The sequence below is a fragment of the Micromonospora sp. KC213 genome (assembly GCF_004348325.1).
Classification (GTDB): domain Bacteria; phylum Actinomycetota; class Actinomycetes; order Mycobacteriales; family Micromonosporaceae; genus Micromonospora.
This window is the reverse complement of sequence record NZ_SMKF01000115.1, coordinates 1-18,886: the sequence shown is the minus strand read 5'-3', so window position 1 is coordinate 18,886 and position 18,886 is coordinate 1. Positions and strand designations below refer to the sequence as shown.

12 protein-coding genes and 1 pseudogene are annotated in these 18,886 nt (G+C 67.9%); 3 read left to right on the top strand and 10 right to left on the bottom strand.

Going from position 1 to position 18,886, the window contains the following annotated elements; translation table 11 throughout:
- Nucleotides 1-166: 166 nt before the first annotated feature.
- The 6 genes from E1166_RS21135 to E1166_RS32190 form a co-directional block, all read right to left on the bottom strand.
- A complete protein-coding gene (locus tag E1166_RS21135; RefSeq protein ID WP_132341286.1) occupies nt 167-3,352 on the bottom strand; it encodes a non-ribosomal peptide synthetase in 3,186 nt (1,061 codons plus the stop codon).
- The gene (locus tag E1166_RS21130) at nt 3,349-4,491 is read right to left on the bottom strand and encodes a pyridoxal phosphate-dependent aminotransferase (protein ID WP_243710465.1); all 1,143 of its coding nucleotides are present in this window, start codon (nt 4,489-4,491) and stop codon (nt 3,349-3,351) included. The genes E1166_RS21135 and E1166_RS21130 overlap by 4 nt, the downstream gene beginning before the upstream one ends.
- Entirely contained in the window at nt 4,488-5,408 is a 921-nt protein-coding gene (dapF, locus tag E1166_RS21125) for a diaminopimelate epimerase (RefSeq protein ID WP_132341284.1), read from the bottom strand. Before dapF ends, E1166_RS21130 begins: the two co-directional genes overlap by 4 nt.
- A 79-nt stretch (nt 5,409-5,487) precedes the next feature.
- Nucleotides 5,488-6,189: a 2OG-Fe dioxygenase family protein gene (locus tag E1166_RS21120; RefSeq protein ID WP_132341282.1), complete on the bottom strand. Its 702-nt coding sequence runs from the start codon at nt 6,187-6,189 to the stop codon at nt 5,488-5,490.
- Nucleotides 6,190-6,236: 47 nt separating this feature from the next.
- Nucleotides 6,237-7,283, bottom strand: coding sequence for an iron-containing redox enzyme family protein (locus E1166_RS21115; protein ID WP_243710464.1), 1,047 nt, complete (start codon nt 7,281-7,283; stop codon nt 6,237-6,239).
- Between the two features lie 219 nt (nt 7,284-7,502).
- Nucleotides 7,503-9,101, bottom strand: a complete 1,599-nt coding sequence (locus E1166_RS32190; RefSeq protein WP_132341280.1) for a SidA/IucD/PvdA family monooxygenase — start codon at nt 9,099-9,101, stop codon at nt 7,503-7,505.
- 1,011 nt (nt 9,102-10,112) lie between these two features.
- Here E1166_RS32190 and E1166_RS21100 point away from each other — a divergent pair.
- Both E1166_RS21100 and E1166_RS21095 read left to right on the top strand, forming a co-directional pair.
- Nucleotides 10,113-12,977, top strand: a complete 2,865-nt coding sequence (locus E1166_RS21100) for a BTAD domain-containing putative transcriptional regulator (protein ID WP_132341276.1) — start codon at nt 10,113-10,115, stop codon at nt 12,975-12,977.
- Between the two features lie 279 nt (nt 12,978-13,256).
- Nucleotides 13,257-14,032 (top strand): annotated as a pseudogene (locus E1166_RS21095) (IS30 family transposase); the annotation flags it as partial.
- 218 nt (nt 14,033-14,250) lie between these two features.
- On the opposite strand, the gene E1166_RS21090 reads toward E1166_RS21095, so the two are convergent.
- Together E1166_RS21090 and E1166_RS21085 are read right to left on the bottom strand one after the other, a co-directional pair.
- Entirely contained in the window at nt 14,251-14,784 is a 534-nt protein-coding gene (locus E1166_RS21090; protein WP_165944398.1) for a GNAT family N-acetyltransferase, read from the bottom strand.
- 989 nt (nt 14,785-15,773) lie between these two features.
- Nucleotides 15,774-16,154, bottom strand: coding sequence for a hypothetical protein (locus tag E1166_RS21085; RefSeq protein WP_243710463.1), 381 nt, complete (start codon nt 16,152-16,154; stop codon nt 15,774-15,776).
- 6 nt (nt 16,155-16,160) lie between these two features.
- On the opposite strand from E1166_RS21085, the gene E1166_RS31595 reads away from it, so the two are divergent.
- Complete coding sequence (locus tag E1166_RS31595) at nt 16,161-16,580, top strand: hypothetical protein (protein WP_207914398.1); 420 nt, start codon at nt 16,161-16,163, stop codon at nt 16,578-16,580.
- Between the two features lie 204 nt (nt 16,581-16,784).
- Here E1166_RS31595 and E1166_RS21075 read toward each other — a convergent pair whose 3' ends face one another.
- Both E1166_RS21075 and E1166_RS21070 read right to left on the bottom strand, forming a co-directional pair.
- Complete coding sequence (locus E1166_RS21075) at nt 16,785-17,717, bottom strand: LD-carboxypeptidase (protein WP_132341290.1); 933 nt, start codon at nt 17,715-17,717, stop codon at nt 16,785-16,787.
- A gap of 245 nt (nt 17,718-17,962) precedes the next feature.
- Nucleotides 17,963-18,886: alpha/beta hydrolase (locus tag E1166_RS21070; RefSeq protein WP_207914394.1), on the bottom strand; the 924-nt coding region annotated here is incomplete at its 5' end.

Genomic DNA, 18,886 nt, shown 5'->3' with positions numbered 1-18,886 from the left:
ATCGTCGTCGTAGCCGGGCGCTTCGAAGCCGTACACCGGCTGGTCGTCGCCGAGCAACCCGGCCAGCCCGAGGTAGGAGTACGCCGAGCCGGAAACGGGGTGCACGCAGAACAGCGGCGTGCGCGTACCCGTCTCCCGCATCGCTACGACCGTGTCCGACAGCGAGTCAGGCATCGATCATTTCCTCTATCTTGGCGGCGATCGCGTTCACCGCTGACCTGCCGTAGAGCATCCGAACATTGATCTTGATTCCGAACTTCTTGTTGATCCGGCTGACCGCTCGCATGGCCTGCAGCGAGTTGCCGCCGAGTTCGAAGAAGTTGTCCAGCGAGCCCACTCGCGGCAGCGCCAGCACCTCGGCGAAGATCTCGCAGACGCCGGCCTCGGTCGGGGTCTGCGGCGGTATGAACTCTGCCTCCGCCGGCTCGTTCTGCTCCACCGGTGCCGGTAGTGCCTTGCGGTCGATCTTGCGGGCCGTGGTCAGCGGGAACTCGTCGAGCACCACCCAGGCCGTGGGCACCATGTATTCCGGGACCTGCTCGCCGAGGTGCCGCTTGAGCTCGGCGATGCTCGGCGCCGGCTCGGACTCGGCGGTCACGTAGCCGACCAACTGCTTCTCGCCGCGCGAGTCCGGCCGCAGCAGCACCACGGCCATCCGCACCTGCGGGTGCAGCTGCAGCGCCGACTCGATCTCGCCGAGCTCGATGCGCAGCCCACGCAGCTTCACCTGGTGATCGATGCGACCGAGGAATTCCAGCTCCAGGTCCGGCCGCCAGCGCACCAGGTCGCCGCTGCGGTACACCCGGCCGACCGGCCGGAACGGGTCGGGGATGAACCTCTCCGCGGTCAGCTCAGGCTGGTTGAGGTAGCCGCGGGCCAGCCCGTCGTCGCCGCCGATCAGCAGTTCACCGGCGATGCCCGGCGGGGTGAGGTTGCCGGCCCGGTCCACGACGTACACCAGCCGGTTCACTTCCGGGTGGCCGATCGGCGGCGGGGTACGCCAGTCCACCTGCTCGCAGACGTACTCGGTGCAGGCCACCGTGGCCTCGGTCGGACCGTAGAGGTCCACGAAGATCCGGCCGGGCAGGTTCCACTTGTTGACCATCTCGGCGGGCACCGCGTCGGCACCGCTCATCACCCCGCGCAGGTCGGGGTACGGGTCGGGATCGAGCACCGACAGGATGGCCGGCGACAGGCCGGCGTAGGTCACCCGCTGGTCGCGCATCAGCCGGCTCAGTGCGTCCGGCGACAGCCCTTCCTCCGGCGACACCAGTACCAACGTCGCGCCCACGGTGAGGCCGGTGAAGATTTCGCCGATGGACATGTCGAAGGTCAGCGCGGGCAGCTGCAGCATCCGGGAATCGGCGCCGAAGTCGAACGTCCGCCGGTACGCCTGCAGGAAGCATTGGAGATCGCGGTGATCAACCATGACGCCCTTGGGCTGGCCGGTCGAGCCGGAGGTGTAGAGCACGTAGGCAAGCGACCGGCCCGTGGCCCACTCGGCCAGTGGCCGGCCGGCGGGGATGGCCTCGATAGAGTCCCACTCGGCGTCCAGCGGCACGACGGCCCAGCCGCTGGCCGATGGGAGCTGCGGCAGGTGCCTGGTGCGGGTGAGCAGCAGCCGGGTGGCGGTGTCGTGCAGCATGTAATCCAGCCGCTTGGCCGGGTGGCTCGGGTCGAGCATGGTGAACGCCGCACCGGCTTTGAGCACGCCGAGCATGGCGACCAGTGCGTCCAGGTCGCGGTCCATCGCGATGGCCACGATGTCCTCGTGCTCGATGCCGTGCGAGCGCACCAGCCGGGCCACCAGGTCGGCCCGCCGGTCCAACTCGGCATACGTCATCTCGACGTTGCGGCAGACCAGCGCCACCGTGTCCGGTTTGGCCCTAGCCATCTCCGCGACGGTGACGTGCACGGCGTCGTGGGTGTACTCGACGACCTCACCGCGGCCGGCCGCCAGGATCCGGGACCGCTCGGCCTCGGACAGCATCGGCACCTGCCACACCCGCAGGGACGGCTCGGCAGCGACCGCGCTGAGCACGGTCTGGATGTGGTCCGCCAGCCCTTCGATCCGCCAGCGGTCGAACAGGTCGGTGGCGTAGCCGATGTCCAGCCGTAGGCTGTCCGCCGACTCCCAGAAGTTGATCACTAGGTCGAACATGGCCAGCACCGAGCCGAGCTTCACCTGCTCGGACTCGATGCCGGGTAGCTGGAAGCCCGCTCCGGACATGCTGTCGCCGAGAACCTGCACCGACACCTGGAACAGCGGGTTGCGGCTGGGGTCGCGGATCGGCTGCACCCGCTGCACTACCAGCTCCAGCGGGATCTCCTGGTGTTCGTAGAGATCGAGATTGGCATCGGCGACGCGTTCCAGGAGCTCGGCGAAGGTCGGGTCGCCGGCCATGCTGGTGCGCTGAACCACCATGTTGATGAACATGCCGACCACGTCCTCCAGGTCCGGGTCGACCCGGCCCAGCATTGGCACCCCGAGCGGGATGTCCTCCTCGCCGGAGTAGCGCGCCAGCACGATGGTCACCGCGGCGGTGAGCACCATGAACAGCGACACACCGTGCTGCTGGGCGAGCTCGCGCAGGCTGGCCAGCAGCTCCCGGTCGCAGTCCACGCTGAGCATGTCGCCGCGACCGCTGGGCACCGTGGGGCGCAGCCGGTCGGTCGGCAGCTCCAGCACCGGCAGCCCGGCGAGCGACTGCTCCCAGTACCGCAGCTCCTCCTCCAGCGCCTCGCCGGAGAGCCGCTCGCGCTGCTGCGCGATGTGCTCGGCGTAGCTGATCACCGGCTGCGGCAGCGCCGGCTCGGATCCGGCGAGTAGCGCCCGGTACGTGGCCGTCAGCTCCGCGATCACCGAACCCGACGACCAGCCGTCGATCACGATGTGGTGCCAGCCGAACCAGAACACGTGCTCGTCGCCGCCCAGCCGCCAGAGCTTGAAACGGTACAGTGGCTGTGTCAGGTCGAACGGGGTGCGGCTTTCGGCGTCCAGTGCGTCCTGGAGCGCCTGCTCGCGCTCAACGGCCGGCAGGTCGCTCAATTCGGTCACGATCAGCTCGACCTCGCGGCACGGGCCAATCACCTGGTACGGTCTGCCGTCCTCGGTGCCGAACGTGGACCGCAGCATGTCGTGCCGGTTCACCACCCGGCTGAGGCTGGCGTGCAGCACGCCGACGTCCAGCGCCCCGCGCAGCCGGTAGGCGAATCCCAGGTTGTAGACGATCTCATCGGGACTCAGCTGGCGAAGAAACCACAGCTGCTCCTGTCCGAAGGACAGCGGAAGCCGGGTCGGCTCGGCGGCCACAACTCGGTCGAGCGCCTGCGCTCCGTTGGCGGTTCTCATCTGCTCAGGTACTCCATTCGGCCTGGGCCGTGGTTCGGCGACATCGTGGTTGGGGGATCCCGGTCGACCGGAACCGATTGCAGTACGGCGTCGATGCGACGCAGCCCTTCGGCCAGTTCTCGCTGCTCACGGGCGAAGCACAGCCGCACACCGCCCTGGCCGCCGAGCGTCTCGGCCGGCATCAGCAGCACACCGGCGTCGAGCACTCGGCGGCAGAACGACAAGGCAGACTCCCCCGTGGTCAGCTCCAACCATGCGAACGGAGTCCCGTCGGGCGGCAAGAGATGCAGCTTGCCGGGGTGCCGGGCCACCCAGTCGCGCAGCAGCCGTAGGCCGCCGCCGGTCAGCCGGTGGTACTCGGCGGCGTAGAACTGACGATCGGCGAGCACCTCGCACGCCAGCGCTTCGCAAAGCACCGAGTTCGAGATGGACGTCAGGTGCTTGCGGTCGGCGCACGCGGCGACCACGGTAGGCGGCCCGTACAACCAGCCCACCCGCAGCCCGGGCAGGCCGTAGACCTTGGACAGGCTGGAAACCGAGAGCACCCGGTCGTTGCCAACCGCGGCCGAGGAGGCCAAGTCCAGCGAGTACTCCTCGTCCAGCAGCAGGTACCCGCCGGTCCCGCCGACCAGGTCGGCGAGGGCGGCCAGCTCGTGCTGCCCGGCACGCCTCCCGGTCGGGTTACACGGTGTATTCACCACCACCAACCGCAGGTTCGGGCGGGCTACGGCCCGTACCGCGTCCATGTCGATGGTCAAATCGTCGCTCAGGTCGAGCACGTCCACCTGGGCGGACAGCAGGGCGGGCACGGCCCAGGACTGCGGCCAGCCCGGCCGGAAGGTGATCACCTGGTCGCCCGGCCGCAGCAGCACGTTGTACAGGAGGTACAGCGCCTCCTGCGCCCCGTGCGTCACCGTAACCGAGTCGGCCCGGTCGCCGTACTGCTCGGCGATCAGCTCGCGGAGCCGCTGAGTTCCACGGTCCATGCCGTAGTTCAGCTCGATGTCGGCCGGGACGGCGAGCGACGCCAGTTGCCGGCACTGCACGTTGCTGTCGCCGAGGTCGATGTCGTACCGGCCGGCGGCGTCCTCGAACACCCACCGCCGCATCGGGTACTCGGTGCTGATCCCGGTGCTCATGCCTGCACCGCCGCGGGCTCAGAGTGCGGTACCGCGGCGTCTTGATCGGCGTGGTTGCCGAGCCGGGCGACTAGCGCGGCAGCCAGCGTGCCGCTCAGCACGTGCTCGGCGCTGCCGGTCATGGTCACCGTGCCGTCCGGTGCCACGGTCACGCCGATCTCCCCGCCGGCCATCCGCACGGTGATCTCGGCGCCGGTGTCGACCTGGCCGAGTCGGTGCGCCACCGCGGTCGCCGCGCAGCCGCTGCTGCCCGAGGCCAGCGTGTAGCCGGCGCCGCGCTCCCAGACCTCAATCTGGATCGTCCGGCGGTCCAGCACCCGCAGGAACTGGACGTTGGTCCTCGTCGGGAAGCGCTTGTGCTCGGCGATCAAGGGTCCGAGCGCGCAGGCAAGCTCGCGGGTCGGGTGCTCAGTGAGCACCACGGCGTGCGGGTTGCCCAGGTTGAGGGCGGTCACCGTCAGCTGCCGGCCGTCGACGAGCAGCGGTTGCTCGACGGCGAGCCCGGTGATGCCGAGCATCGGCACCGCTGCGGCCTCGAAACACGGCTCGCCCATGCCGACGCTGACGACGCCGGCCGGCTGGTCGACGACGCGCACCGACGAGTCGCCGGACAAGGTGCGCACGGTGAACTCCCGTACTCCGGGCAGGTGCCGCGCGGCCACGTGCAGGGCGAATATCCGGATGCCGTTGCCGCTCTTCTCGCACTCGCTGCCGTCAGAGTTGAAGATCCGCAGCTGCACTGGTCGGCTCGCATGCACCGGGCCGATCGGGCCGAAGAGCACACCGTCAGCGCCAATCCCGAAATTCCGGTCGCACAACAGTAGGGCGTCCTGCCCGGTCGGCTCGAAGGCGGCGTCCCTCGGGTCGATCACCACATAGTCGTTACCAAGGGCCTGGTATTTGGTGAAGTGAGTCATCTCGTCAATCCCCATCACGGGCGGGCCCAACCGGCGGCACCGTGTACTAAGGACGGCGCGCTGGCGGAATCCACGGTGCTCAGCTGCCAGTGACCCCGGACTCGGTCAACGCCGCACGGTCGTGCTCGTCGCCGTACCACCTCTCCCGCCAGCGGGAGAACGCCACGATCACGATGTCGCGGTGCGCCGGGCCGCCATCCGCGGATTCGACGTCGGTCACGTCGTGCGCGATCGCCCGGTCGTCCAGCAGCACCGCCTGCCCGGCCTCGAGGGTGCCGCTCCAGAACGGCGCTTCGGCGCCGTCGTACCACAGCCGGGTCTCGGCGCCGGCGACGTTGTGGCGCCTCAGCACGGCGATCATGACGAACTCGTGGCCGTCGTGGTGCACGCCCTCCGGGGTCAGCGGGCCCACCCGATCAGCCTCGGCCCGCGTCCGGTTCTGGTGCACGTTGATCTGCCAGCTCTCGCTGGTGTCCAGCGGGAAGGCTGCGGCGCCGGCGGCGATCATCTTGGTGAAGTCCGCCTCGATCGGTTGGTAGACCCGACGGATACCGCCGGCCACCGGGTTGAACTTGGTGAACGTGGTGTAGTCCCGGTGCGGCAGCAGCTCGAAGTTCCAACCCTGGTCCTGCTCCCAATGCATCCGGTACTGGGAGAACCGCTTGTAGCGGGTGCCATTACCCATGTAGTCGTCGACCGGGCAGCGGTCGTAGCTGTGCAGGACGTCCACCGGCGGCGCCGGCAGGTCGATCACGGTGAAGTGCTGGTGGTTCAGTGGCATGGAACGTCTTGCCTTCCTGTGTGTTCTTGGCAGGATGTGCGCGGCGGTCAGCGGTAGGTGTTGGGCATTCGCTCGTCGAGATAGCGGCACGAGGAGTTCAGCCGCCACAGGGCGCCGCGCGTTATGCCGCGGCGCATGGCGGGCGAGGACGCGGCGGGGATCACCACGTTGTGGAACCAGCCGGCGGCGTGCTGCGCGTCGATCGTGATGTGCAGCCGGTGGTAGACGATGCCGACATCGGGCAGGCCGAGCCGCTCCCATGCCTTGACCACCTGCACGAATCGGTCGGGCACCAACCACTCGGTCATCCCGAGGAAGCCGACGGCCTCGGCATAGAAGTTGCGGTAGCGGCTCAGTAGAACCGCCAGGTTGCCGTTGAGCAGGGCGTTCGCGCTGAGTCCGGTCTCCAGTTCCGCCGAGGTGATCTCGAATACCTCGAATATCTTGTTGAACAGGTGGGTGTGGACCTCGGCCTGGTTGCCATTGCCCATCTCGTCCCAGAAGTTGGTGGCAATCTCCATCTTGGCGCCGCCGCTGGTGCCCACCTGCATCATCGCCAGCAGGTCGTCGAAGCGGCCGTCGACCACCGACTCCTGCATCACGTAATTGCGCAGGTCGTCGACCGTCGCGTGGTCTTTGATGAAGTCCTGGTAGTACGGGTGCTTGAACACCCGGTGTGCGCGGGCGGCCCTTTTGAGCCAGGACAGGTACGCCTTCGGCTGGGCCGGCGCCTGGTCCAGGATGCCCGGCTCGATCCGGTCGTCCTCGGCGGCCAGCGTCGCGGTCTCGAGCAGCCGCGTCACCTCGTGCACCACCACCGATCCCTCAGCGGTCGGCTGTTGGGGGATCTGCATGGTCAGCTGGTAGATCCTGGCCAGAAGGAGTTGCTGACAGTAGTGGGCGTGCTGGTCGCCGGCAGCGGCGTCGGCATTCATCACCGAAACAGCGAGTCGCAACCGGTCGAGCTCGCCAGCAAGCTCCCGGTCGACCTCCTCAGCGGGTGTGGACAGCCAGGCGGAGATTTCTTCGACAACAGCCATCGGATCAGATCCGATCGCATTGGCGCGGACGAAAACATCGATAGTGGTGGACAAACCAACTACTCCCATCTCGGTTGAAATGATCGAGCCCCCGTGGCAGGAGCCTGGAACGATCACGCTATGCAGGCATGCCGGCACCGATGGGGACCGGCAGCCCGGCGGAAACCAGCAGGACGGCGGCGGCCACGACAACAACGACGGCCGCAGCGGCGGAGATCAGATAGCGCCGGTGGGAGCGGGCCAACCGGTCGAGCCCCTCCGGGGTGAGACGGGCTATGGGACTCCTTCGTTCGCAGGGGTGCCCGCCCGTATCGACGTCGGACGGGCCGGCCGTGCGGAATTGGACACCGTTGGGCACGACACGACAGCCGATCCGGGACGCACTCTTGCCCTCGACAGGTTCTCGGCTATATTCACGCCTGTTCCCGGGGATAGGCGTGCAGAGCTTGGCGACGGAGTGGGACGAGTCGGGCCGGCAGCCGTTGGCTCATGCCGCAACCGTTGCCGACCTGGCCACGCGGTTGCGCTGGGCACGACGGCGTCAGGCGCACCAGCGCGGTGAGGCGCCGCTGTGATCCTCCCCCGGGTGGCGTGGAGGCCAGACCTAAAGGGATAGATGGTTATGGCTGAAACAAGACGTCGGTTCGATCCGGAGTTCCGGGCCGGGGCGGCCCGGATCGTGCAGGAGACGAACAGGCCCGTCGCGCAGGTGGCCCGGGATCTCGGGGCCAACGAGGGCACTCTGGCGAATTGGGTGAACAAGGACATCGAGCGGCGGCTGCCGTCCAACGGCGGGGTGTCGGAGTCCGAACGGGCCGATTTGCTGCGGCTGCGGCGTGAGAACGCCGAGCTGGCGATGGAGCGCGATGTCCTCAAGCGTTCCGTGGTCCTGTGGGTGAAGGAGGCGATGAAGTAGCCGTGGCAGCCTTCATCAGTTCCCAGAGGACCGACCACGGTGTGCCGCACGCGATGACCTGCCGCGCGCTCGGATTGTCCGATTCCTGGTTCTACAAGTGGCGCGGCTGCAAGCCCACCGTTCGTCAGCAGCGCCGGGCCGAGCTCGCCGTGAAGATCCGGGAGATCTTTGACGCCTCGGGTGGCACCTACGGCTCTCCGCGGGTCACCCTCGGTCTGCACGCGGCCGGGTGGCAGGTCGGGGAGAACACCGTCGCGGCTCTGATGGCGCAGCTCGGCCCGGCCGGCCGGAAACCGAAACGCCGGCGGAACCTCACCCGGCAGGGCAAACGCCCAGTAGCGCCGGACCGGGTAGTCGACGAACTCTGGAAAGTAGACCTCCTCGGAGAAAGGGCTGGTGTCCTTGAGCCGGTATCCGTAGCCCGACATCACGTTGACGATACGAGCGGCCGGGAACCACGTGGACAGGTCGAGCATCACCCCGATGGCGCTCTGGCTGGCGCCCACGACCGCCAGCGTGCCGGCCCAGTCCCGGTCCAAGTCGGCGATGCCGGGCAGGAAGCGCGACGTGTGGACGGCCCGAGGGAACGGCACTCCGCCGAAGACCGTCGGCAGGTACGGGCTGCGGCCCGGCGCGACGACGACGGCCCGGCCCAGGTAGGAGCTGCCGTCGGTGGTACGCACCTCCGCCCCGCTCCCGGCGAGCCGGATCGCCGTGACGTTCCGGCCATAGTCGACGTCGGCGGGCACGGTCTCCGCGACCCACTGGATGTAGCGGGCGTACTCCTTGCGCAGCGGACGGTCCACCGGCAGGTTCAGGTGCTTGAAGAGCCGCACCTGCTCGTGCAGGAAGTTGACGAACGTGTAGCGGCTCCGCGGGTTGCGCGGCGTCACGAGGTCGCGGACGGGATGGTTCTGGATGTCGGCGCCGTCGAGCATCATCGCCGCTGCCAGCACGGAGCTGGCTCCCGTTCCACGAACTTGACACGCGCTGCGGGCCAGATCTCGTCGAGCGCTACGGCGAGCGCGATGTTCGCGGGCCCGAACCCGACACAGACGACGTTGAACATGAAACTTCCCCTCTTGCTGAATCTCCACCGATCGCAGTGATGCGTATGCCCCGGGTTCCCATGGTCGGGATGCGGTTGGACAAGTCGCTGGACTTCCGGCTGGACTTCGTTGGAGCCATACCTGGAGGGCTGACCAGTAAAGTCACTTGCCGCCGCACCTCGCACAAGTGCATGCGGACGCCACCGTCATCCTGAAGCTCACTTTTTCGGGGAACCAGGGGCCTCCGACTTCACGATCAACTCAGCTTCAAGGACGTAGGGCCTCAACGAGCCCGGAAGGCCCTACGTCCTTGAAGCTGTGCTGATCTGAGCTGCGGAGACATATTGGCTGTCCTGGCGACGGGACCTCGGCGAGCGGGTCGACGCTGGACGATCGCAGCCGCGCGGCGACCCGCTGGCGTTGGCTCAGCGATCCCACCGACGGCGGGGCCCGCCTGACGGTTACGGTCGACACCCGGCTGGCTGACCCACGGACAGATCGAGCGACAGCTGCTGGGCTTCGACGTGCGCGTGCATGACATCATGGGGTGTGCCAGACGGTTCCGACGACAGGAGCGGTGGATCCGCCGTTGCATGCGGCGGCCCGTGTCGCCGACCTTGACGCGGTGTGTCGGCTGCTCGCTGGCGGCGCTGAGGTCGACGGGCGGGAGCGGCGGCAAGGGGCGTACTGCGTTGTTTACGGCGATCGAGCAGGACGCGGGTGTGGTCCCACGCCTGCCGGCAGCCGGGCCGTAACTGCGAGCCGGGATCGATGCTGGTTGCGGTGGGCTCAGATAAGACGGGATTACTGGTGGCTACGCCTTTTGCCTGCTGCACTTCGGAAACTAGTCAGGACGGACATTGACGAAGCCCACTAGACTCTGAGCACCATAGCAATCTAGCCGATCCGGGTGGCTGCATGCGTTTCGAGGTGCTCGGCCCGTTACGGGTGCGGAGTGGTGACAGCGAGCTGAACCTTGGTCCGATTCAGCAACGGGTGGTCCTCGCCGTGCTGCTGTCGCGAGCCAACCGGCCGGTCAACCGGGATCAGCTCATTGCGGCGGTGTGGGGCGACGCGCCACCGGCATACGCCGTGAACCTGGTGCAAAAGCATGTCGCCCGGATACGCCGGGTGCTGGAGCCGGCCCGGGCCCCTCGCACGCAATCGCACAGGCTCACTTGGACCGACGCCGGCTACCGCCTGGCCGTGCCGGCTGAAGACCTGGACCTCAGCCGATTCGATACCGGGCTCGCCGAGGCGCGCCGCGCTCGGGCCGCCGGTGACCGCACGGGCGCGATCGTGGCCTTGCGGGCGGCCCTGGACCAGTGGAGCGGCCCGTTCTGCACGGGCCTGTCCAGCCCGCTGCTGGACGCCGAGCGTGACCGGCATGAAGAGGGGCGCGTCGAGGCCATCGTGGAACGCATCGAACTCGACCTCGAGTCAGGCGCGCATCGTGACCTCGTCCCGGAGCTGCGCGGCCTGCTCGCCGAACATCCGCTGCGCGAGCGGGTGTGGAGCCTGCTGATGATCGCGCTGTACCGGACGGGCCGTGCTGCGGAGGCGCTGTCGGTGTTCCAGGAGGCGCGGCGCTATCTCATCGACGAACTCGGCCTGGAGCCCACCGAGCAGCTGTGCCGGGTACACGAACAGATCCTCAGCGGCGACCCCGCCATCGACCAGCCGGCCCCGCTGGGCGGAGGCGTCGTCGTCGGTGGTATGAGCACGGTGCCGCGGCAACTGCCCGCGGGCGCCTTCTGGTTCGCCGGACGGGCGGAGGAGCTGGCCCGCCTGGACGACCTGCTGGCCCAACTGCCGGCCGGCGCGCCCAGCGCGGTGGTGATCTCAGCGATGTCAGGCTCCGCCGGCGTGGGCAAAACGGCGTTGGCCGTGCACTGGGCCCACCGGGTCGCCGACCAGTTCCCCGACGGTCAGCTCTACATCAACCTCCGCGGCTTCGACCCGGACCGGCGGGCGATATCGCCGACCGCGGCGGTGCACGCGCTGCTCGTCGCCCTCGGCGTGCCGCCCGAACGGATCCCACCGAGCCTCGACGCGCGGGCCGCCCTGTACCGGAGCATGCTGGCCGACAAGCGGATTCTGGTACTCCTGGACAACGCCCGCGACGCCAACCAGGTCCGTCCGCTGCTCCCCGGCACCCGTTCGGCGCTGGCCATGGTGACCAGCCGCAACCGGCTGACCTCCCTTGTCGCGGCCGATGGTGCGCACCCGCTCAGCCTCGGCGTGCTCTCGCCCGCGGACGCCCATGACCTGCTCTGCAGAAGGCTCGGCCACAGCCGCGTCTCGGCCGAGCCCGAGTCGGCCGACCGGATCGTCGCGGCGTGCGCCCGACTGCCACTCGCGTTGAACATCGTCGCGGCCCGCGCCCAGCAGACCGGCTTTCGCCTGGCCGAGATCGCAGCCGAGCTCCGCCGGGCCGGACAGCGGCTGACAGTACTCGATGCCGGCGACCCGACCGGACGTGTCCGTTCGGTGTTCGCGCTGTCGTACGCCGCGCTCACCGAACCGGCGGCGCGCTTGTTCCGGCTGGTCGGCCTGCACCCGCGGCCAGAGTTCTCGGCGACGGCGGCGGCCAGCCTCATCGGCGAGTCGCCGGCCCAGGTCCGTGCGCTGCTGGTCGAGCTCGACTTGGCCAGCCTGTTGACCGAACACACGCCGGGGCGGTATGCCCTGCACGACCTGCTTCATGCCTATGCGGGGGAACTCGCCGACGATCGGACGGCCGAGCCGGATCGGCGAGCGGCTCTGCACGGGATGTTCGACTACTACCTGCACAGCGCCTACGCGGGCGAGCGGCTGCTGTACCCCAACCGCGATCCGATCACTCTCACCCCACAACTCCGCACGGTCGTCGCTGAGGAATTCTCCGACGAAGCCCAGGCGATGAGCTGGTTCGCGATCGAGTACCCGGTGCTGGTCGCCAGCGCCGACCTCGCCGCCAACGCGGGGTTCGACCAGCACGCCTGGCAGCTGGCCTGGGTCCTGGGGACGTTCCTGCAACGACGCAGGCAATGGTCGGATCTTGCCGCGATCGGACGGGTCGCGCTGCAGGCCGCCGACCGGCTGGCAGACGCCACCGGTCAGTTTCACGCGCTGCGCCTTCTCGCCATCGCGCTGACCCGGTTGGGCTGGTACGACGAGGCCGAGGACTATGCGCGGCGAAGCATCGACGTGTCGGCGAGGTGGAACGATCCGGTCAGCCAGGCCACCGGCCATCGGATCCTGAGTGATCTACTCCTCGCCCAGGAGCGCCACCAGGAGGCGATCACCCACGCTGAGCGGGCGCTCGACCTGTACCTGGCCGTGAACCACCTGGCCGGCCAAGCCCTTGCCCTCAACGCAATCGGCTGGGGCCACGCCCGAGCCGGCGACCATCGTCGCTGCATTACCCGCTGTGAACAAGCGCTGGTGCTACACCAGCAGCTCGGCAACCGCCTGGCGGAGTCGGCCACCTGGCACAGCCTGGGCTACGCACACCACCACCTAGGCCACGACCGTGAGGCCATCGCCTGTTTCGAGCGTGCGTTACGGATAACCCGGCAGATGAGCGACTGGGACGGCGAGGTCACCATACTCAACGACCTCGGCGATGCCCTGCACGCCGCCGGCGACACCGACGCGGCCCGCCACGCCTGGCAGCACGCGGCGGACGTACTCGGCGCGGCAGACCCCTCGGTCGCCGATCAACTCCAGATCAAGATTGCGACGGTGAAGTTTCGGGAAGAGCTGCCTCCACCGGGCAGTGTGCACACCCGTCCGCACTGATCCGCGGGTTCCCCGGCACATCGGCGGTGCCACGGTCTTGGCTGTCGCGCGCGGCCGCACCGCCGGTGCCGGCCACGATGACCGCGGCACAGAAGAGCGCCATTGACAAGCGACGAAGTAGGACATTCATGATTTACTCCACGGATGCTGGCTGGCTTTGGAATGTCGAGAGTAGCAATTCGTGGGCCAGGCGCTGACTTTCATACAGAGATTGAAAGACGGGCGCCTGCTCGATCATGGGGGTTCGGGTTCGAGGGTCATGCCGGTCTGGGCGAGGAAGCGCGCCGGCTGCGCATCGACTTCCCCGATGATGAGGACATGCGCATCTCGCACGAGGCGATATACCAGGCACTGTTCATCCAGAGCCGGGGCGCGTTGAAGCGCGAGCTGGTCGCCTGCCTGCGGACTGGGGGCGCCCTGCGGGTGCCACGTGCCCGGGCCCGGCAGCCTCGCGACGGCATGGTCACTCCCGAGGTGATGATCAGCGAACGGCCCGCCGAGGCAGCGGATCGTGCTGTGCCCGGCCATTGGGAGGGTGACCTCATCATCGGACTGGACCGCTCCGCGATCGGCACCCTTGTGGAACGCCCGACCCGCTACACGATGCTGCTGCACCTGCCTCGCATGGAAGGCTTCGGCGTCGAACCGCGCGTGAAGAACGGCCGGCGCTGGCCGGCCGGGGTGCCACAGCTGTCCGCGACGCGATCACCACAACAATCACGATGCTGCCGGATCAGCTGCGCCAGACGCTGACCTGGGACCGCGGGAAGGAACTCGCGCAACACGCTCAGCTGACCGTCGAAACCGGCATGCCGGTCTACTTCGCGGACCCGTACAGCCCGTGGCAACGCGGCACCAACGAGAACACCAACGGCCTGCTGCGCCAGTGCTTCCGAAGGGCACCGACCTGGCCCGCTGGAGCCGTGATGACCTCGATGCTGTCGCCGCCGCACTCAACAACCGACCACGTAAGACACTCGGCTGGCAAACACCCGCCGAAGCCATGAACGAGCAGCTACTGAGTGCCAAGCAGCTTCTTTGCGACGACCGGTTGAATCCGGGCAATACATGTCATACGAGTATCGTCGAAAGCTGTAGAAACTTGGGCTGCGGTCCTCGGCCGCCCGCACGGGGGTTTGCTGGGATAACGCTCTCGCAGAATCCGGTTCAGTCGCCGACACCGCGCCCGGTCCGGCCCCGCCGTCCGTGCGACCGTGCCGGGTGGCGGAGCGACCGTCGCCGGGACTTTCGCTCCCCGCGGCGGTCGGGCGAATCAACCGGCGGATCGGGCCGGACGCTCGAAAAGGTATTCGGTGTCGTCCTGCTCGTCCCGCTGCTCGCCAACGTGAATGAAACCGAAACCGGCGATGGTGGCCAGTGAGGCTTCGTTGTCCGGGCGGATACTAGCCCGGACCGTAATCGCGGACGGCTCCGCGGCCGCCCACTCCAGCAGCGCGGCCACCATGGCCCGAGCGTAACCACGCCGGCGGAACACCGGGTCCGTGCCGTATCCCAACTCCACCATGCCGGCGGCGTCGGGCGGTCCGTGGAAGCCACCGGCGCCCACCACCACGCCGTCGGGCACCGTTACCGCCGCGCGGACGACCCAGTCTTCGGCGGACGGGTCGGCGGTGATCTGGAGTAGTCGCATCCGCCACAGCCAGTCGACCTCGTCGGAGAGGAACCATTCCGAGAGTGGAACACCGGTCAGCGTCCGGGCGGTGGCCAGGTCACCGGTGAGTAGAGCCTCGAAGACGGCCCGGCCCAGGCGGACGAAACGTACGGACGGGGGTGCAGTGTGGGGCATGCCGGAAATCATCGCATGTCAATCCCCCGGAACCGTGGAGGGTTCCGTTATGCGGCTTCGGTCCTCTTGGCTGACGCACAAGGACGGTGGCTACGAGAGTGTGCCAGCGGAGCGCCCGCTGGGCGATGAGCGGATGGCGGAGCGGCGCGCCTCGGAGCCGGAGCCCTACAACGGCTGGCGTTGCAGCACGATGGCCTTTGCACACGACTATGCCGCACGAGTTGTCCGCCCATCTCGCAGGAGAGGCCGAGCAGAGGAACTTCCATTGGCGCCGGGCTGTGGGAGGCCGCGCTGCACGACGATCAGCCGAGCGTCGAACTGCTGCACCGCCTCGGCGAGAGGGTTGATCGGGAAACCACACGCGCCGTCGTTCTTGGGGAGTTGACGACCGGTCGAGTCCTGCCTGCGTTCGTCGCAGCGATGATCTGGGGGTACGGAACCACCGGCTATGGCTTGGCGCGTGTGCGCTGGGTTCTTACCGGGGTGCGTGGCAAAGCCTCTGCCGCCGCAGCGATCAGGGCAGACGTCCGCGAGAAGCTGGCTACCGGAGCGGCAGTCGCTTGCGAACGGGGCCCTGTCGAGGGGTTCAGGTGGATGAACAACACTGGCAAGGTCGCATACCTGGGGACCGTTCTTCACCAAGTGGCTGTACTTCACCACGGGGGTCGATGGCATCGCTGACCCGAACGCCGCACCAATCTTCGACGCACAGGTCGCCAAGTGGCTCCGCGCCCAGCGGGTGGCGTCGCTACGCGTAGGTAAGACGCCCGACTATGAGCAGTACTTGGAACTGCTGGAAGGCTGGGGCCAGCGGGCAGGGCGCGCGCCGGCACAGGTTGAAGCTGGGCTCTTTTACCTCACTACGGGGCGTTGGGGAACGACGGGCCTTGCAGCACACGCGGGGAGGTCGCCGACTCACCGCCCTGCGGCAGAAGATCATGTGCCGGCCGCGCTGGATGAACGATTGCAACAGGCCACGAGATTTCTGATCAGAGCTGGTCCAGAAGCAAAACGCCGTTCGGCGAGTAGAAGTAGTCGCGTACTTGCCGAGCCCAGTCTTCGATCCTCGGGTCTTCCGCGTACAACAACCACTCGGAAAGATGCGCACACTCGTCGGTGTACCCGTTCTCCGCGAGCCACCGCAGCGTTTCGTGCCGACCGGCACCGAAGATGGCTTGCGCGTCAAAGCCAATGCCCAAGTCCATGTCACTGGTCCGGAATTTCGCGCCATACAGGCGGCACGAGTCTGCCGGATCACCGGTCAGAAACAACAAGAAGGCTGTCACGTAGATCTGCTCGTACTCGTCGCTCTCGCCACTGTCCGGGCCTTCGCGCCAAGTCCTCTCGAGGTCAAAAATCTCCTGCAGCATCGCGTGATGGGGACGAGGGTCACCGACATCCACCATCCGGAGCGCTTCCCGGCGCGTAGCCGGACTCGACAGGTCCACAGGCTTGGGCACGCATACACGGTAGTCCAGCGGGGCTTATCTATTACATGGAAGCCATCGGATGCGGGTTGGACCTTCCGACTGATAATCGATGTCGCCCTCCAGACGCAGGCACTGCTCAACCGGGCGCGGCTGTTCGCCCTCTCCCACGCCGCCCGCAGCCGGCTCAACACCGCGCTGGCCACCGGCAACTTCATCGGCGGCGCGATCGGCTCCGCCGCCGCGACCACGCTCTGGTCCGCGGGCGGCTGGACAGCGGTCACGATCACGGGAACGACGCTCTGCTGCTTCGCGCTCACCGTGTGGACGCTGGGACGTCGGGGCCCACTCGTGATCGCTTCGCCGTGACGGACGGCACTGTGACGGACCGCAGTGAAAGCTCCCTCAACCGCGCGACATTCGCACGTAGTGCTCGTGGTGCCCCGGAGTCCGACCCGCCATGACGCCCTCGTGCACAGTCGACGCGTCCGCTTCTCGGCATGTCCGCGAGCCGAGCCGCCGCGCCAGCCCGTCACGCTCCTCGGCGAGCGGTTCGCGGCTAGAGGAGGATGGTTACTGGCCGACCGGCTGGACCGTTAGTGTCCGCGTGTCGGCGTCCAGTATGGCTGGCACGCCGAGGCCTAATGCGGTTTGCTGTTCGCCGTGGCCGAATGGCAGGCCGCCCAGCACCGGCACGCCGAGCGAACCGAGTTGTTCTGCGAGTACCTGCTGCACCGTCGGAGTTGGGCCGTCGTCCTCGCATCTGGTGAACTGACCGACGGCGACCCCTGCGACGCCATCGAGCCATCCCGCCCGTTTGAGCTGCACGAGCGAACGGTCAACGCGGTAGGGCTCCTCGTCGGTCGCTTCGATCATCAGGATCGCCCCGTTGAGATCCGGCCGATGCCGGGTTCCCGCTGTCGCGGCCAGCATGGTCAGATTCCCGCCGAGCAGGACACCCTCCGCGCGGCCGGCCAGCCGGAGTTGGGCCGTGCCTTCGTTTTCGTCCGGGGTCATGACGATCGGGTCCCGGGTCATCAACGCCTGCCGGGCGTCGAGAGCCCTCGTGCAGTCGGGGCCTGTGGCCAGGCCGTAGGCCGTTGGGCCGTGGATCGTGGCCAGCCGCGTCTCGCACCACAGCGCGACGTGCAACGCCGTGATGTCGGAGAAGCCCATGAACAGTTTCGGATCAGCGCGGACGGCGTCGAAGTCGATACCGTCGACGATCCGTTGCGCGCCGTATCCACCTCGGATGCACAAGACCGCGCGCACGTCCGGGTCGCGGAACGCGCTGTTGAGGTCGGCCAGCCGCTCCTCGTCGGTCCCGGCGAGGTAGAAGTAGCGGCGCAGCGCGTTGCTGCCCAGCCGTACGCGAAGACCCCAGGCGCTCAGCACGTTGGCCGCAGCCTCGGCGCGTTCCGGACGTACCCAGCCGCACGGTGCGATCAGCGCTACCAGGTCACCCGGTCGGAGTGCTGCCGGGCACATCGACGCACCCGTGACCATGAAGATCACTATAGGTCGACGGTCACCCATGGAACAAGCTAGCTGGACGAACAGACCTTGATGCCGAAAGGTGAGTGGCTGAGGGAGACTGCGGGCCCGGCGCGCTTGCGCCAGGCGTTCGCAGCATGACGGCTGGTCAGGTGCCTGCGGCAGGCCCAAGCCCGCTCAGCGGCAGATGTGTGTCATGGGGATACGTGGCTGAGGCTGCTGTGACCGACATTTCCCGCGAGGGCCGTGGGCAGTGGCTAGGTTCCGTGGGGCGATGTGGTCGAGCGAGGGGATGTTCTCGTGTGTGCGCGTCCGGCTTCAGCCATGACGAACGTCGTCCTGTGCGCCGCTACGTCGCCGCCGTTGTGGGGCGGGCTTTGCATGGATCGGTTGCCGGTGAGGAAAGGACGCAACAGTCCGCCGACCTCGTCCGGGCGTTCGAGGTAGAGCATGTGGCCGCAGTCCAACTCGGCAACGGTGAGGTCGGCACCGAGAGCGGCCCGGCAGTCGGCGACGAACTCCGGCCGGACGAACCCGGCGCGTTGGCCGATCAGGAGGAGGGTGGGCACGGTGGGGACCAACGCCGGTCGGGCCATATCGGAGTACGCCGTCACCACCGCCGCCGCTTCGAACCGCCACCGCCAGCGACCGTCGGAACCCTGCGCCAGGTGCTCGGCGACATCATCGTCCAACACCTCCGGCGATGCGTAAGGCCATGCGGCCTCACGTTCCGATCGCGCCTGCACCTGGTCGGCGAACGAGGGCACCACCAGCGACCGGTGAGCATTTTCGCGAACGCCGTGAGGATCGAGGCCGACCGAGGGGTCGAGCAGGGCGAGCCGGGCCACCCGGTGCGGCGCCGTCCGTGTCAGGTACAGGGCGATCAATCCACCGAAGGAATGCCCAATGACGTCGACTCGGTCAAGCCCGAGTTCGTCCAGCACGCCGAGTACGTCATCCACGTGGCGTTCCACGCTCCACGGCGGCGTGCCGTCGGAGCGCCCGTGTCCGCGCAGGTCCGGCGCGACGACGTACGAGTCGCGAAGGTGCCGTTCGGCGAGGTGCCGCCACCGACCACCGTGGCCCCGGATTCCGTGCAGGGCCACCACCGGACGCGCGGCGGGATCACCGTAACGGTGAACATACAAGCCCGCCAAGATCACAAGCAGGCATTTTAGGCC